The following is a 16223-nucleotide window of genomic DNA, read 5'->3' on the forward strand; positions in this document are numbered from 1 at the left end:
ACTTAACCTTAAATTTCCTGTGCTAAGTGCTCCAAAAAGTCACGCATGAAGGCGACTCTTCGCTCGCCTTCATGCCGAGCAGAAGGTAGGTTAAGCGTTTCAGCAATACCAAACAGCTTGCTATAAAAGTGATCAATTGAATAAGCACTGTCGTTCGGTTCGCGCACCTCACAAAAAGGATCCTGACTAGCGTATAACGCACGATTAAGTGCCCCACTCACCTGCATACAACGAGCTATCCCTATCGCTCCCAGGGCATCCAAGCGGTCCGCATCTTGTACTATTTTGGCTTCCAGTGTCTTTGGGGGAATATTGGCACTAAAGCTGTGGGCACAAATGGCATGATGTATGGCTTCATGATGCGCACTCGGGTACTCAATTGATTCAAGAAAGCCAATGGCTTTATCTGCCGCCATGGTTGAAGCGAAAGCTCGATCAGGGTGGTTTTTTGGCAATGACACACAATCATGTAGCCATGCAGCAGGCATAACAATCCCCCAATCAGCACCCTCTTCTTGAGTCAGTTGCTTAGCCGCTTTTACTACCCTATGGATATGATTCACATCATATGCCACATCCACTGCATTTTGAGAGACTAAAAAAGACTGACACTGAGATGAAAACTGCTGCTCGTTTGGAAACCACATAACCTTCTCTGCTCTTACAGGATGAAACGGTCAGAATGGTAACGTCAAAGTTCAACCTCCTTCAATAAAAAAGGCCTTGCTGTTTCAAGCAAGGCCTTTCTCTATCATGTCATTGTCTATTAAAACGTATAACCAACACTCGCCATGAAAGTGAGCGGATCAATATCCGTATCGAATGTGCCAACGGTTGTGTGTACATCGGTATTAATATCCATGTACCAAAGAGACGCATTGGCAAACCAGTGATCAGATAATGTCACGTCTACACCCACTTGAGCAGCCAAACCAAATGAGTTATCGAGGTTAACATCCGTATTGGCCAAATCGCCCTTACCTTCTTCATCAAAGAAAAGCGTGTAATTCAAACCAGCACCCACATATGGACGCACCTGGCTATTGGCTTGACCAAAGTAATATTGCGCCATCACGGAAGGCGGCAAATGAGACACTTCAGCGACTTTTCCCAAAGTGTTCACGGAAACATCGTGAGTAAAAGGCGTTGCTGCCAAAACCTCAAAGCCCACATTGTCTGTCAACATATAGCTTAGCGTTACCCCAATCTGAGTATCTTTATCAATCTCTAATTCGTTGGATCCAGTTACTTTATCGCTGCTTTCGTTGGGCATCACACTGGCCAAACCACCACGAACAAAAATATCCCCAGCACTGTGTGCAAGAGCCATAGAAGAACAAAACGCAGAAACAAGGGCTACAGGAAGTAAAGCTTTCATAATCGATTCCTTTTTGTGTCAAACAACATGTCAGTGACCAAAAAGTAACAGGATCTACAATCAATATTTTAATCTAGATCAAGGTTTTACTCGCTCCAGAGAGACAACCAAGGTGACACACCCACTAGGTCAAGAAAAGGTAAACTGCCCAAATAAAATCATTTTTTGCCCAAATATGCAGATAAAAAGACTCGTCTACTTGAAGGTGTACATTGAAACATTAGTAAACCATCAAAATTATAAAAGTAAACTGATTTACCCTAGCTCAATAAATCGGTAATATTTGCGAAAATTCTCATCTGGATAAAGAATAATATGCCAATACTTATTGCTGTCACGCTACTGTGGGCGTTTTCATTTAGTTTAATTGGAGTCTACCTAGCTGGGCAGGTTGATGCTTGGTTCTCTGTATTAATGCGAGTAGCTCTTGCCACTCTTGTGTTTCTTCCTTTCTTAAAACTTCGCCAGATCGAAGCAAAAATAGCATTGAAATTAATGGTCTGTGGCGCATTCCAGCTCGGTATCATGTATGGCTTTTACTACCAATCATTTTTGTACCTATCAGTTCCGGAAGTATTACTGTTTACCGTTATGACCCCTCTGTATGTCACGCTAATTAATGACATGTTAGATCGTCGTATCAATATTGGTTTTGCAGTCAGTGCATTGCTTGCCATTCTTGGTGCTGTTGCAATTCGTTACCAAGGCATAGATGAAGGCTTCGTGAAAGGCTTGTTGATTGTGCAATGTGCCAACCTTTGTTTTGCAGCCGGACAAGTTGGTTACAAACGTGTTATAGCAAAAGAGCGTCCAGACTTACCACAACGCACTGTATTTGGCTGGTTCTTTCTAGGTGCTCTTGCCATTGTTATTCCTTGTTACCTTGTGCTTGGCAACCCAGATAAACTGCCTACCACAACACTACAATGGTCTATTTTGACTTACTTAGGAATTGTGGCTTCAGGCCTTGGCTACTTTGCTTGGAACAAAGGGGCAACCTTAGTCAACATTGGCACATTAGCGGTAGCAAACAATTTACTGATTCCTGCAGGAATACTGGTCAATGTGCTTTTCTGGAATCGTGATGCAGATATTCTACGTTTAAGTATTGGTGGCGGGATTATATTACTAGCACTATGGGTGAATGATAAATTCAACCAGAGACAGAGCAAGGCGCAAGCAGCCCTCTAGAATACAGCTGTTAAACTAAAATCGCCCAACATCACAAATGTGTATGTTGGGCGATTTTTTTGCTAATCGCTTACTACTCTTTAATCAACCATTGCTGAAAAGCTTGTTGTGATTCCTTATCCGCTCTCTTAAACCAAAATGTTGCCATCTCAAACTGGATACTTGAGACTTCTGGTTTATATAAATCATCCGCGATCCAAACTCGAATATGCTTACGAGTCACTTTGTCGGATTGGTTATACCAAAACTGCATCATTTGCAGCTCAACATCGTCAGACATTTTTGTAGGCGCAACATCAGGACCAGAAGATGAGACATTGGCATTCATTGAATTTTTAGCCGTTAAACGCTCAACCTCTGCCACAAAATCCCGCGTGTTTTGTAACCCAGACTTGGTCGTTAGCATTTGTTGCTTATAATCAACCTCTTTGCCACTTACTTCATCAATAATGGAGAACTGAGGATCTTTTACATTGTCTTCTGCCTGCCTAACCGTAGAGACATAAGGGGCCTTCAAACTCAGGTAGGTATCCTTCTCAAACTGCAAATTCAATACAATCGGTTCCGATTGGAAAGTTTGAGTATCGCCGCCACTACGTAGCAATTTATTAAATCGAACAACAATTTGATGCGGCCCTTCCTCCACATCGACCTTGAAGTCGTTCCCAAACTGTCGAGAACTTTCTAAGTCAACATACATAATTTCAAAAGACCTGGGCACTTCAAATGTCGCTGCCATAGCAGGGAGTACTGTAAAGCAGCTAACTAAGATTGCCACGGCACTAAATCCACGTTTTACCTTCATTCTACGTCCTTAAACATCACAATATTTGAAGCAAATCTAACATAGAATGCCGTTTAAATTGTGTGTGAAGACCTAGTTCAGAAGCACTTGCGCGATTTTGTCTTTTTTCCTTTACATTGAATAAAAACGAACTGCCTGAGTAAGCCACTCTTTGTGGACATCAGCTTGCTACTTTTACAATAAAGTTTCAGGTAACCCCTATGCGCTATTGTAAGCTGAGCACATACTTAGTCTTTCTTACGCCAGCGGCTGTATTTTGAATGCACTCCTCGTGTAAAAGCCGAAGAATACTCCTCCAAAATATCCACCCCATATAAAATCGCCACAACAATAAAAGACAACTTTATCGCTACATAAGAATCAACGATCGCGATGCAGACACCAACCGCGGCCAATGCCCAAATTGTGGCAGCGGAAGTAACCCCTATGACAGCACCATCTTTAGACAACATAACACCTGCGCCAAGAAAACCAATACCAGTAATCACCTGCCCAATTATGCGTGACGGATCTGTCGTCTCAGCAGCCACAAACATCGACGATGCAATAAACACATAGGTGCCCAATACAATTAATGCCGAGGTTCTAATTCCTACAGGCTTCCCCCTTAGTTGACGTTCTAAACCAACAATAACACCACAAAAAACAGCGGTAATTATCGAACTCCAACTATAGGGTTCAATAGAAAATAACGACTCTAAATTCATACAACTTTACTTCGTCTTAATGCCATGTTTTTGAATAAGAATGGAGGAAGGTTACCCCTTCCTACTATCTTCCTTGAAGGTAATTTCATTGTGCAAGCCCACCCGAACTTTTTTCACCATAGACTCTAAGTCCTCGAACAAGAAAGGCTTGCTAATAAAAGCATTCATACCAGAATCAAGACACTGGCGCTTAATATCTTCTTCCACATGAGCGGTCAGTGCGATTACCGGAGTTTGATTTAGACCTTTGCTTTTTTCAATCTGCCTAATAGCAAGGGTGGCTGAAAAACCATCCATCTCTGGCATGTTACAGTCCATGAAAATAACATCATACTGTTGAGAGCCATTAAACTTCTCCAACGCCATAACACCAGTTTCAACCAAATCAACAGAGCAGCCTAATTTTAAGAAAAATTGCTCACAGATCATCTGATTCACTTTATTGTCTTCCGCCAACAGAACGTGCAAGTTAGACGGAAGGTCTGGCTTTATCCCAACACCTCCTAGCGCAGAAGATTCCTGACAAGCCGCTTGGTCACTTAGAACAAAAGGAATCGATATAGTGAACGTGCTTCCCACTCCCACTTCGCTCTCAACAGAAATACGCCCACCCATGAGCTCAACTAAACGCTGAGTAATACTCAACCCTAAGCCAGTACCTCGGATATTAGGGTTAAAATGACTAACCTGATAAAACTGCTCAAAGATTTGCTGTTGGTCCTCAGCTGAAATGCCAATACCAGTATCTGTAACAGAAAACGACAACATTACCGTATTAGTATCATCGCTTTCCTGACAGAAAGCCTTTATGGATATTTCCCCGTTGTCCGTAAATTTAAACGCATTTCCAACAAGGTTATAGAGAATTTGATGGACCCGATAAGGGTCGCCCTGAACAAACTCTGGAATATCGTCCAGCGTGCAAGTGAAATTAATTGGCTTTTTCTCAAACTGAGGCGCAAGTAATGACATCACCTCATTAACAACATCAGCAGGGCTAAAGGATATTTTCTCTAACTCCAACTGCTCTGCATTGATTTTAGAGTAGTCTAAAATATTATTAATAATGTGCATCAGTGTTCGACCCGCATTATTAATCACGGTAACTTGCTGCTGCTGTTTTTCGTTAAGGTCCCCCATGGATAGCAATTGAGCCATGCCAAGTACCCCGTTCATGGGTGTGCGGATTTCGTGCGTCATGGCAGCCAAGAAATCGGTTTTCGCTTGACCCGCAAGCTCAGCGGCTATTTTCGCTTTTTCCAGTTCCTCAGCCTGCTCTGACAGTTTTAAATTGTCATTAAGAGCCTGCCAATACACACGATTTTGCTGTTTTCCAGTCATAAAAATAAACAGGCCATAACCAATAATTAAAGCAGCAACAATCATGTTACCCGGCTGGTCTAACAGCAAACCAGCACCTAAGGCAAAAGGGAAACAAATCAACACGAAATAGCTGCGCATTATTTTATAAGAAGGCGCTAATACAGTGACCCCTCCTATACTGATACCAGCTGCCGCCATAACATTCACTGTCACAGCTAAATCGATAGTTGGATTCACGTAAAAAAGCCAAGCAGAACCACTTACCCACACAAGAGCGGATGAATTGTAAATAAAAGCATAACGAGAGAAATAAGACGGGTAGTCAATCTCGTTAGAGGAAAATACTTTGAAGAATAAAACCAACCGATAAAATTGGATCAATAAAAAGCAACCAGAAAAAACACCAATAATGTCTAAATGCTCACGAGCCGTTGCAGAACTGAAAACCGCAGCCAAAAAAGCAAGCAGATAGAAAATCCCACCATAGCGAGAACGTTTAGCTAGATCTTTTAAGCTAATGTCATTAACTTGCTTATCGCCCAGCGCATAAAGTGAATTATTCAATAAAATCCTCGAACTTAATGGCTATAAAAGTGTGGCAAAACCTACTTTACCAAAACTGACTTACGCCATAATAGTTCATTTATGCGATATAAAAAACTAAACCAAAAAAAACCAGCAGGGGGAAAACTGCTGGTCTTTTGTTATCAATACACTCTGAGGCTTATTTCATTAATCACCAAGTCCATTGGCTACTTTTTCTTTTTACGATTGTGTTTTTGTCTTGCCGTGGAGTCAGGGCCTTTGAAGATATCGATTGGCTTACCTGTCGCTGGGGTGTTTTTCTGGTCTTTGTCGATCTCGTCCATTTTTTGCTTAAACTCTTCATCCGTCATGTCGCGCCAGTACCTTGATTTACGGTTGTGCTCTTTGTCATACGCGATGGTGGTTGGGTCACGTTGACGAGCTGGCTCTAGTACTAAAATATCTGGTAGCGGTTGGCTGATGTCCATGTAGCGCTGCACCATGTTCCAAAAACGAAGGTATTCAATCACTTTATGATTGGCACCCATGGAACCGCTAATCGGCACGCCAACAGAATAATCACGGTAACGATGAATTAACGTTAACGAGTAATTTAAAAAGCCTTGCTGAGTCGGTGACGACATCAATACACAATCAAACTCAATAAAGGGATGAGTAAAATAAGGCTTATTCTTTTTAAACAAAGTCACCATACCCGTCGTGCGGTTTAACTCAAACACTCGCTTAGACCGTAAAAAAGGTGCAACAAAAAAATAACCCGCGTTCAGCAGAAGAAAATGAACATAAATAATTAAACAGGGTAAAGTCCCGTACAGAGTAATGCCCATAAAAATATCAGCGTACCCATCATTCCAACCCGCAACTACGCCACTTTTACCAATAAACAGCCCTAATAAAAAAATGGCATAACACAAAGGTAACAAGCCCATTAAACACATCTTAGCGATGCCAACTATTAAAAAATATAATTGAGACCAGCCACTTAATGATTCCCCTATCAGTTGTATTTCGGTCCAATACATGGGCTTTGAACTTTTCTCTTCTTCAGCCATGATAGTAGGCGTCATATCATCCAGTCCATAAACGGTGATGCTGTCCGTGGTTTGACTAAATGAAAAAGGCTTGCCGCTGGTCATCATGCGGCGTAAGAAGCCCTTTTCTTGACGTGGTTTCTGAGCAGGAAAATCTTGTGAGTTATAAGCCGTGTCTTGATATTGGCTGATGGTATTCTCCGATTCTGTTTGCGAGTCGTTTTGCCCCTTTTTAGGCGTTTCAGAAACATCCATATTCATCAGCTCCATGACTACTTCTTCTTATTCCGATTGTGCTTTTTGCTTGCTGTTGAATCAGGCCCTTTGAAAATATCAATCGGCTTACCTGTCGCTGGGGTGTTTTTCTGAGCCTTTTCGATCTCGTCCATCTTTTGCTTAAACTCTTCATCCGTCATGTCGCGCCAGTACCTTGGGTTGCGGTTATGCTCTTTGTCATAGGTTATAGTGGTTGGGTCACGTTGACGAGCTGGCTCTAATACCAAAATATCTGGTAGCGGTTGGCTGATGTCCATATAGCGCTGCACCATATTCCAAAAACGAAGGTATTCAATCACTTTATGATTGGCGCCCATGGAACCGCTAATCGGCACGCCTACAGAATAATCACGGTAACGATGAATTAACGTTAACGAGTAATTTAAAAAGCCTTGCTGAGTCGGTGACGACATCAATACACAATCAAACTCAATAAAGGGATGAGTAAAATAAGGCTTATTCTTTTTAAACAAAGTCACCATGCCGGTAGTGCGGTTTAACTCAAATATACGGCTTGGACGTAAAAACGGCGCTAAAAACATATAGCCAGCATGTAACAACTTATAATGAAGGTAAATAATTAAGCAAGGTAAAGTCGCGTAGAGAGTAATTCCCAAAAAAATATCAGCGTACCCATCACTCCAAGCATCTACTACACCACCTTTATCAATAAATAACCCTAATAAAAAAATGGCATAAAGCAAAGGCAACAAGGCAACAAGGCAAACATCAGCTATTCTAACAAGAATGCCATAGAGTTGTGACCAGCCCGTTAAGCCCTCTCCATTGAGACTCTGCTCATCCCAATACACCTCCTGTTGCTTCGTGGCGGCTATCTGGGCCATTTCGGAAGGTGTAATCTGATCCAGACCATAAACGGTGATGCTGTCCGTGGTTTGACTAAACGAAAAAGGTTTGCCACTGGTCATCATGCGGCGTAAGAAGCCCTTTTCTTGACGTGGCTTCTGAGGAGGAAAATTCTGTGAGTTATAAGCCGTGTCTTGGTACTCACTTTCGGAACGACGATCTAGTGCTTCCTGCGAGTCGTTTTGCCCCTTTTTAGGCGTTTCAGAAACATCCATATTCATCAGCTCCATGACTACTTTTTCTTATTACGATTGTGCTTTTTGCTTGCTGTTGAATCAGGCCCTTTGAAGATATCGATTGGCTTGCCTGTCGCTGGGGTGTTTTTCTGAGCCTTTTCGATGTCGTCCATTTTTTGCTTAAACTCTTCATCCGTCATGTCGCGCCAGTACCTTGGATTGCGGTTATGCTCTTTGTCATAGGCTATAGTGGTTGGGTCACGCTGACGAGCTGGCTCTAGTACTAAAATGTCTGGCAGCGGTTGGCTGATGTCCATATAGCGTTGCACCATATTCCAAAAACGAAGGTATTCAATCACTTTATGATTGGCACCCATGGAGCCGCTAATCGGCACGCCTACAGAGTAATCACGGTAACGATGAATTAACGTTAACGAATAATTTAAAAAGCCTTGCTGAGTCGGTGACGACATCAATACACAATCAAACTCGATAAAGGGATGAGTAAAATAAGGCTGATTCTTTTTAAACAAAGTCACCATACCGGTCGTGCGGTTTAACTCAAATATCCGGCTTGGGCGCAAAAACGGCGCTAAAAACATATAGCCAGCATGTAACAACTTATAATGAAGGTAAATAAGCAAACAAGGTAAGGTCACGTACAAAGTAAGTCCCCAGAAAAGATCATCCATTCCATCATTCCAAGCAAAAACAATCCCTCCCTTACCAAAAACGAGCCCTGATAAAAAAAGTATATATGCCAAAGGCAATAGCATGAATAGAACGCCATTAGTAATACTAACAACGATGGCATACACTTGAGACCAGCCTGTTAAACCCTCTCCGTTGAGACTCTGCTCATCCCAATACACCTCCTGCTGCTTCGTGGCGGCTATCTGGGCCATTTCGGAAGGTGTTATCTGATCCAGACCATAAACGGTGATGCTGTCCGTGGTTTGACTAAATGAAAATGGCTTGCCACTGGTCATCATGCGGCGTAAGAAGCCCTTTTCTTGACGTGGTTTCTGAGCAGGAAAATCTTGTGAGTTATAAGCCGTGTCTTGGTACTCACTTTCGGAACGATGATCTAGTGCTTCCTGCGAGTCGTTTTGCCCATTTTTAGGCGTTTCAGAAACATCCATATTCATCAGCTCCATGACTACTTTTTCTTATTACGATTGTGCTTTTTGCTTGCTGTTGAATCAGGCCCTTTGAAAATATCAATCGGCTTACCTGTCGCTGGGGTGTTTTTCTGAGCCTTTTCGATCTCGTCCATTTTTTGCTTAAACTCTTCGTCTGTCATATCGCGCCAGTATCTTGGGTTGCGATTATGCTCTTTGTCGTACGCGATGGTGGTTGGGTCACGTTGACGGGCTGGCTCTAGTACTAAAATATCTGGCAGCGGTTGGCTGATGTCCATGTAGCGCTGCACCATGTTCCAAAAACGAAGGTATTCAATCACTTTATGATTGGCACCCATGGAACCGCTAATCGGCACGCCAACAGAATAATCACGGTAACGATGAATTAACGTTAACGAGTAATTTAAAAAGCCTTGCTGAGTCGGTGACGACATCAACACACAATCGAACTCGATAAAGGGATGAGTAAAATAAGGCTTACTCTTTTTAAACAAAGTCACCATACCCGTCGTGCGGTTTAACTCAAACACTCGCTTAGACCGTAAAAAAGGTGCAACAAAAAAATAACCCGCATTCAACAGAAGAAAATGAACATAAATGAGTAAACAAGGCAAGGTCGCGTACAAAGTAACTTCCGAAAAAGCTTCTGAAGGGCCTTCATTCCAGCCCCCCCCGAACCACCACATTAGTAGAAAAATGACATACAACAAAGGCAACAAGCCCATTAAGCAAACATTAGCAATCCCTGCTATCAAGACATAAACCTGAGACCAGCCACTTAATGACTCTCCATTTAAATGCGTTTCATCCCAATACATTTTTTTCGAACTTTTTTCTTCTTCCGCTATGATAGTAGGCGTCAAATCATCAAGCCCATAAACGGTGATGCTGTCCGTGGTTTGACTAAATGAAAATGGCTTGCCACTGGTCATCATGCGGCGTAAGAAGCCCTTTTCAGGACGAGGCTTCTGAGCAGGAAAATCTTGTGAGTTATAAGCCGTGTCTTGGTACTCACTTACGGAACGATGATCTAGTGCTTCCTGCGAGTCGTTTTGCCCCTTTTTAGGCGTTTCAGAAACATCCATATTCATCAGCTCCATGACTACTTTTTCTTATTACGATTGTGCTTTTTGCTTGCTGTTGAATCAGGCCCTTTGAAAATATCAATCGGCTTACCTGTCGCTGGGGTGTTTTTCTGGGCTTTGTCGATCTCGTCCATTTTTTGCTTAAACTCTTCGTCTGTCATATCGCGCCAGTACCTTGGATTGCGATTATGCTCTTTGTCATAGGCTATAGTGGTTGGGTCACGTTGACGGGCTGGCTCTAACACCAAAATGTCTGGCAGCGGTTGGCTGATGTCCATGTAGCGCTGCACCATGTTCCAAAAACGAAGGTATTCGATCACTTTATGATTGGCGCCCATGGAACCGCTAATCGGCACGCCAACAGAATAATCACGGTAGCGATGAATTAACGTTAACGAGTAATTTAAAAAGCCTTGCTGAGTCGGTGACGACATCAATACACAATCGAACTCGATAAAGGGATGAGTAAAATAAGGCTTATTCTTTTTAAACAAAGTCACCATGCCTGTGGTGCGATTTAGCTCAAATATTCGGCTCGGGCGTAAAAACGGCGCTAAAAACATATAGCCAGCATGTAACAACTTATAATGAAGGTAAATAAGCAAACAAGGTAAGGTCGCGTATAGAGTAATGCCCAGAAAGATATCAGAGTATCCATCGTTCCAACCCGCTTCGACACCACTTTTACCAATAAACAGCCCTAATAAAAAAATAGCATAAAGCAAAGGCAATGCCATAAATAAAACGCCATTAGTAATACTAACCACGATGGCATAGACTTGAGACCAACCTGTTAAGCCCTCTCCGTTGAGACTCTGTTCATCCCAATACACCTCCTGCTGCTTCGTGGCGGCTATCTGGGCCATTTCGGAAGGTGTTATCTGATCCAGACCATAAACGGTGATGCTGTCCGTGGTTTGACTAAATGAAAATGGCTTGCCACTGGTCATCATGCGGCGTAAGAAGCCTTTTTCAGGACGAGGCTTCTGAGACGGGAAATCCTCTGAGTTATAAGCCGTGTCTTGGTACTCACTTACGGAACGGCGATCTGGAGCTTGAGAGTCGTTTTGTCTGTTGGTAGTGGCGTTAACAAAAGCCATGCATTCTATCCTTTATTGTTTAGCGCTTATGACGCGAATTCGTTTTTCCTTAGAGCGAAATGTTGATTACTCTAATGAAATAAGCGTTTATTTCTGTCATGTTTGTTGATTCGATGTCACGACAACAACTTGATTGATCCAAGACTTTTCATCCTCGGTAAAATGCGGCGGATCAAATACTTCGTCCTCAAAAGTGACTTTATCCAATGCTGGCATGGGAAACACTTCATCGCCAATGTGTAATCTCACTCTTGCTATAAAGGCTTTTGAATAGGTGTAAGTATGATGCTTTCCGCCAAACCAAGCACTTTCACTATGGGCTTGAGGTAAAGCAACATCGTGTTTTACAAAATAAACCGTGCTATCTGAGCCATCCGATTGTGCGAGAATCGGTAATGCTCGATTGCCTAACGTTTTGACTTCCTCGTCATGGGAAATAGCGGCGGTTCGAGAAGAGCGGGTTTCGATTTTTTCCAAAGCCGCAGGACGAACATAAAAATCGATACGGGCGTTGTCCTCCCCCATGAGCGCAGCGAGGTTACTGCTCACTCGTATTGCATGGGTAACACCTTTAGCCTGCATGGCAGCATTAAAGCCCTCTGGTAAGGCCGTTTGGCGACCATATTGGTAAGCTTTTATATCCACAGAGAACAGGCAATTGACAAAGCGCTCGAACGCGACTTTATTATCCTGTAGATGAGCGTATTGCTCACCTGGGCCCTCTGCAAAGGGGCCATTTTTTAACCACTCTTCAATAGGTGTGTCTAAGAACAACATGTATAAGAGTGCTCCAGTGACTGCAATACCAATGCCTAACCAGGCAACCGGCCCCATACCGAATAAGATAGGCGCACTGGTGGTAAACAAGCCCGTGGCAAAGGTCGACATCACCGTTCCCACCGCTACCATGTACATAGCAGCACTGGCATCGTCGTCATTTTTGGCAGACAAACGAAGAGCCTCCCAGCCCGCCATACCAGCGGTCAATAAGCCACCAACAAGTCCTGCTACGGCCAAACGGCTTAGACTACTGACCAATTGAGCACCACCTATCCTTAACTGAGGCAGTGTAAACTGTGTCTTATTAGCAATGCGGGTTAGCAATGAGGCGTTTTTGCCATGTAAATTCGCCGCATGGGTCACCGCCACACTCAAATCTAAAGAAACACTGAATGCACTGAAGCCTGAGTAGATTTTGTCTTTCTCGTTATAAAGGTTTTCAAAGTGCTTAAAGTTTAAAACCAAATTCACTGTTTCAATGGCAACAATCCAGTACGGGATTCGTATGCGTTCGTAAGCATTGCTGCTGTTGATATCAGGGTTATTCATGTTCCTTAAAGCACGCTGGGTATTGGCTTGGTTATAGGCTTGTGCCACGGCGATGTCTTCTGGCAAGACCACGACTTTTAGATTACCGCGCTCGGCTAAGTTGGCCTTGTCCGCGTTATTAAAAGGCTTTTTATTAGATGCCACCACTAAGCGGCCATTTTCTTCACGCAATTGACCTTGTAGCCCTTTACGTCTTTTGTTTTTAATGTGCTCTCTGTCATCGGCACTCAGGCCAAATTTCAACCCTTGACCATGCACACCCACTACATAGCCCTTGGTTTCTGCCCCTTGGGCTGAGGTGAACAACATTTTCCCAAGATAGGTCGGATTCGTTGCCTTAGTTAATGCCAATACGGAGGCATAGGCTTGATTAAATTGAATAACTTTGGCTTCTGACGCCAAATCCTTTATAGACATCAGCGCTTCGTAGTAACCCTTTAAAATATTATCCAAAATACTGCTCACACGCCTTGCTTGAGAAAATGCATCTTGTACCTTATCAGATAAGGAGGCAGCTACATTACTCTTAGTAACAAAGACGAGATCAATGACTTCCAGTTTGTCATCTTCAAGCACGAAGTCGTTAAGGCTCCATTGTGCTAGGCTTTGAGGGGTGGCAAAGCCGGAACCATCATTCAAAGCTTCTGGCATCGTATATTCGGAGTCTAAGGGAACAGCTCCTTCTTCAACAAATAACACTTTACAAAGAGGATGGCTACTGGAGGATAAGACATTTCTGAGGGTGGCATGACAGTCTTCTACACTCAGGCTATTTATCTGATTTAGCGGTTGATCAGACGGCAAGTAGTCATGTATGTACTGGTATTTCGAAAAGGCGTCAATTTTGTCGATGTTAATACTCAATGCGCTCATAGCATGACCGACGATCTTATGTGCACCTGCTGAATTAAGGCCATTTAGTGAAGATATATCACGTAATACATCGGCCGTACGTTGACTATTAAGTACTTGATCCAAGTGATATTGCATTTCTTTGATGTCACGGTTGGCAATCAAGCGTTCTCGTGTACGCAATGTTCGATGAAAACATCCGCTTAAATCACGACTGACATCATCGTTGAATTTATAAAGCGGATTCTCTTTTTCACCAAACCGTTCTGTCATGATCATTTGTTGTGTCAGTTCGGCGGTCTGATAATACTCTTGTTGGCTCATATCCACATACAATTGCTGCATGTACGCCGCACCAGAAAGCACCATAAAGGCACGCTGTTTTAAATCAAATATAGGATCATCAAGCACTAAGGTTCTTAGCTGGCGAGCTTTGGCATCACTCAGATAATCTAAGCTTTGTGACGCTTCCCAAGTTATATCTAGATCATTGTCATTGGTGATCAGAGACTTCAACGCCGTTTCTTTCATACCGTATTCGTACTGGAACGCACTTCGGTGCATCAGGGCTTCGAATTGTTCATCACCATTGTTATTGGCATTTTCTATGCCATTTTTGATATCTGTATATTGTTGATTTAGCCAACTTCCGCTTAGGTCACGGTTAAACTTAAGTGGCTCACCAATATGCCATTCAATGTCCGCGCGAGCTCGCATTTCAGGTAAGTCGCTCGCAAGTAGAACACAAGCCTCTTTTTGTCTATGGCTGGGCGGGCTATCCATACCTTTTAGTTCATGCAAGGACTGCGCGCGTTTCTGCAGCTCTGCTACATTATTTTCAAAATAATTTAAACGCTCACCACTCCATGGCACCTCTGAATAGGCAAGGTAGACAAGCGTGTCTTGATTGTTATCTTTTACTGGTAGCCAAATATCTTTTAGGGGGTTACCCACCGCCTCTCGTTTGTCTGACGAAAAAGTCTCGTTTTCGCCGGTACGATAGGCAGACAAATCCACATCCAGGAACTGTACACCTTCGCTGTCGGATGCGTGTATTTCCAGTTCGCGCCATGCCTTGTTATTATAAAATACATACAAGTAACCGTTACGAGTAGGTACATAGCGTTCATTGTCTTGCAAATGTGGATTGTAGGTCGGCATGAGTGTCAACGGCACTACTGCATGCATTAAGTAATCTTGCTCGCCATCCACCCGCTCTTTGGGCTGAACATCATTAAATAACGGCAAAAGGATATCACCCTGCTGCCCTGCTATCGCTAAGCAAGCATCCACGGGAGATGCGTTTTGCTGCCATGGCCAGCTGTTAATCGTCGTATTCACCAATGGCATAGAGACCAGCTGACCTTCAATATCTTCTTTGCGGCTCGCGTCTTGCGCATCATAAAACTGAAAACGGCAGCTTGCATCATGCTGCACCCCAGTGACTTCGATAAATACTTTAGTGCCATCACAGGCAGGGCCTGAGCCTATTTTATCCGTTGGCATACGATTCATCCTTTTTAATCAGCATTTCTATATGATGTAATTTTTGAGCTTCATTCAATGACTGAATAGCTTTTATATCAAGGCGCTCAAACAAACTGGCAGCCACCTTTTCAGCACTATAATGCTCTTGATCACATGGGCTATTTTGCGCTCGACATAAAGTAAGGTATTGATAAATATTGTCTAGATCAGCAAAACCCAGTGTCTCTGCCTCATTGAAGTAGCGTCGATATTGAGTCCATATATGGCTATCTTTTAGATCTAACAAAACATTCGTGAAGTATGTTGTTAACGCTCTATCAATATTCTGCAGCTTAAAAGCCGCTTCTTGTGACGGCGTTATCACCCATGATGGCGTATGAGCTTCTGCTTTATCTGAATGATTTTGAACTTTGCACCATAATCCTTGGTTGGGTGAATTTTCTGCGCCATACCAGCAAACTTGTTTAATCATTCCAAGCCATGATTCTGTGTTGGTACGCAACTCCGTTTCACCAAAAAAATAGTTTGCTATGTTGGGGTTGGAATAGTGCAAAATGCCTTTTCTTCCTGAGGAAAAAGACACAAACAAACGCTGGCGTAAATGAGCCAGTAACGCTTCAAAGCTGGTCTCTTCAGTCACCGCAATTAAAACGCCTGTCCAACCTTTTTTTGTGAGTGCATTCTGCTCGTATTGTTGAAGCAAATGATCTCCTTCACGTACCCGAATAACATAAGGACTAACATCAAGGAATGTGGAAAGATCGGAATTAAGGTACAAAGCTGCACTTTCTACACTGTTGCTGTGAGTATAAATATCAGCACTTAATGTTGGTGTACTAGCAGGAACACTGTTAGCAATTAGGTAATACTGTAAGCCAGCCTCAAATGAATCCGAATGTAGATTTAACGTATCTGATGTAATCATCG

General features: G+C 42.9%; 13 protein-coding genes. 1 reads left to right on the forward strand and 12 read right to left on the reverse strand.

What is annotated here, in order from left to right; genetic code table 11:
• Nucleotides 1-8: 8 nt before the first annotated feature.
• Nucleotides 9-647: an HD domain-containing protein gene (locus tag C1X04_RS13915; protein ID WP_137170264.1), complete on the reverse strand. Its 639-nt coding sequence runs from the start codon at nt 645-647 to the stop codon at nt 9-11.
• Nucleotides 648-766: 119 nt separating this feature from the next.
• Nucleotides 767-1378 carry an OmpW family outer membrane protein gene (locus C1X04_RS13920; protein WP_137170265.1) on the reverse strand — a complete coding sequence of 204 codons (612 nt, stop codon included), beginning with the start codon at nt 1376-1378 and terminating at the stop codon, nt 767-769.
• A gap of 315 nt (nt 1379-1693) precedes the next feature.
• Between C1X04_RS13920 and C1X04_RS13925 the strand changes: the two genes are divergently transcribed.
• The gene (locus C1X04_RS13925; RefSeq protein ID WP_137170266.1) at nt 1694-2569 is read left to right on the forward strand and encodes a carboxylate/amino acid/amine transporter; all 876 of its coding nucleotides are present in this window, start codon (nt 1694-1696) and stop codon (nt 2567-2569) included.
• A gap of 73 nt (nt 2570-2642) precedes the next feature.
• Here the strand turns inward: C1X04_RS13925 and C1X04_RS13930 are convergent, their stop codons facing one another.
• The 10 genes from C1X04_RS13930 to C1X04_RS13975 all read right to left on the reverse strand — a co-directional run bounded on the left by C1X04_RS13930 (nt 2643) and on the right by C1X04_RS13975 (nt 16221).
• Nucleotides 2643-3374 carry a DUF2057 domain-containing protein gene (locus tag C1X04_RS13930; protein WP_137170267.1) on the reverse strand — a complete coding sequence of 244 codons (732 nt, stop codon included), beginning with the start codon at nt 3372-3374 and terminating at the stop codon, nt 2643-2645.
• Between the two features lie 227 nt (nt 3375-3601).
• Complete coding sequence (locus C1X04_RS13935; protein ID WP_110577139.1) at nt 3602-4081, reverse strand: MgtC/SapB family protein; 480 nt, start codon at nt 4079-4081, stop codon at nt 3602-3604.
• Nucleotides 4082-4132: 51 nt separating this feature from the next.
• Nucleotides 4133-5968, reverse strand: a complete 1836-nt coding sequence (locus C1X04_RS13940) for an ATP-binding protein (RefSeq protein WP_137170268.1) — start codon at nt 5966-5968, stop codon at nt 4133-4135.
• Between the two features lie 188 nt (nt 5969-6156).
• On the reverse strand, nt 6157-7251 hold the full coding sequence (locus tag C1X04_RS13945) for a hypothetical protein (protein WP_137170269.1): 1095 nt from the start codon (nt 7249-7251) through the stop codon (nt 6157-6159).
• Nucleotides 7252-7253: 2 nt separating this feature from the next.
• Nucleotides 7254-8339 carry a hypothetical protein gene (locus tag C1X04_RS13950; protein ID WP_254682272.1) on the reverse strand — a complete coding sequence of 362 codons (1086 nt, stop codon included), beginning with the start codon at nt 8337-8339 and terminating at the stop codon, nt 7254-7256.
• 17 nt (nt 8340-8356) lie between these two features.
• Nucleotides 8357-9442, reverse strand: a complete 1086-nt coding sequence (locus C1X04_RS13955) for a hypothetical protein (protein ID WP_254682273.1) — start codon at nt 9440-9442, stop codon at nt 8357-8359.
• 17 nt (nt 9443-9459) lie between these two features.
• Nucleotides 9460-10527, reverse strand: coding sequence for a hypothetical protein (locus tag C1X04_RS13960; protein WP_254682274.1), 1068 nt, complete (start codon nt 10525-10527; stop codon nt 9460-9462).
• A gap of 17 nt (nt 10528-10544) precedes the next feature.
• The gene (locus C1X04_RS13965) at nt 10545-11627 is read right to left on the reverse strand and encodes a hypothetical protein (protein ID WP_137170273.1); all 1083 of its coding nucleotides are present in this window, start codon (nt 11625-11627) and stop codon (nt 10545-10547) included.
• Nucleotides 11628-11723: 96 nt separating this feature from the next.
• Nucleotides 11724-15314, reverse strand: coding sequence for a toxin VasX (locus tag C1X04_RS13970; RefSeq protein ID WP_137170274.1), 3591 nt, complete (start codon nt 15312-15314; stop codon nt 11724-11726).
• Nucleotides 15301-16221 carry a DUF4123 domain-containing protein gene (locus tag C1X04_RS13975; protein WP_137170275.1) on the reverse strand — a complete coding sequence of 307 codons (921 nt, stop codon included), beginning with the start codon at nt 16219-16221 and terminating at the stop codon, nt 15301-15303. The genes C1X04_RS13970 and C1X04_RS13975 overlap by 14 nt, the downstream gene beginning before the upstream one ends.
• Between the last annotated feature and the right edge of the window lie 2 nt (nt 16222-16223).

The organism is Marinomonas sp. FW-1 (genome assembly GCF_005222245.1).
Classification (GTDB): domain Bacteria; phylum Pseudomonadota; class Gammaproteobacteria; order Pseudomonadales; family Marinomonadaceae; genus Marinomonas; species Marinomonas alcarazii.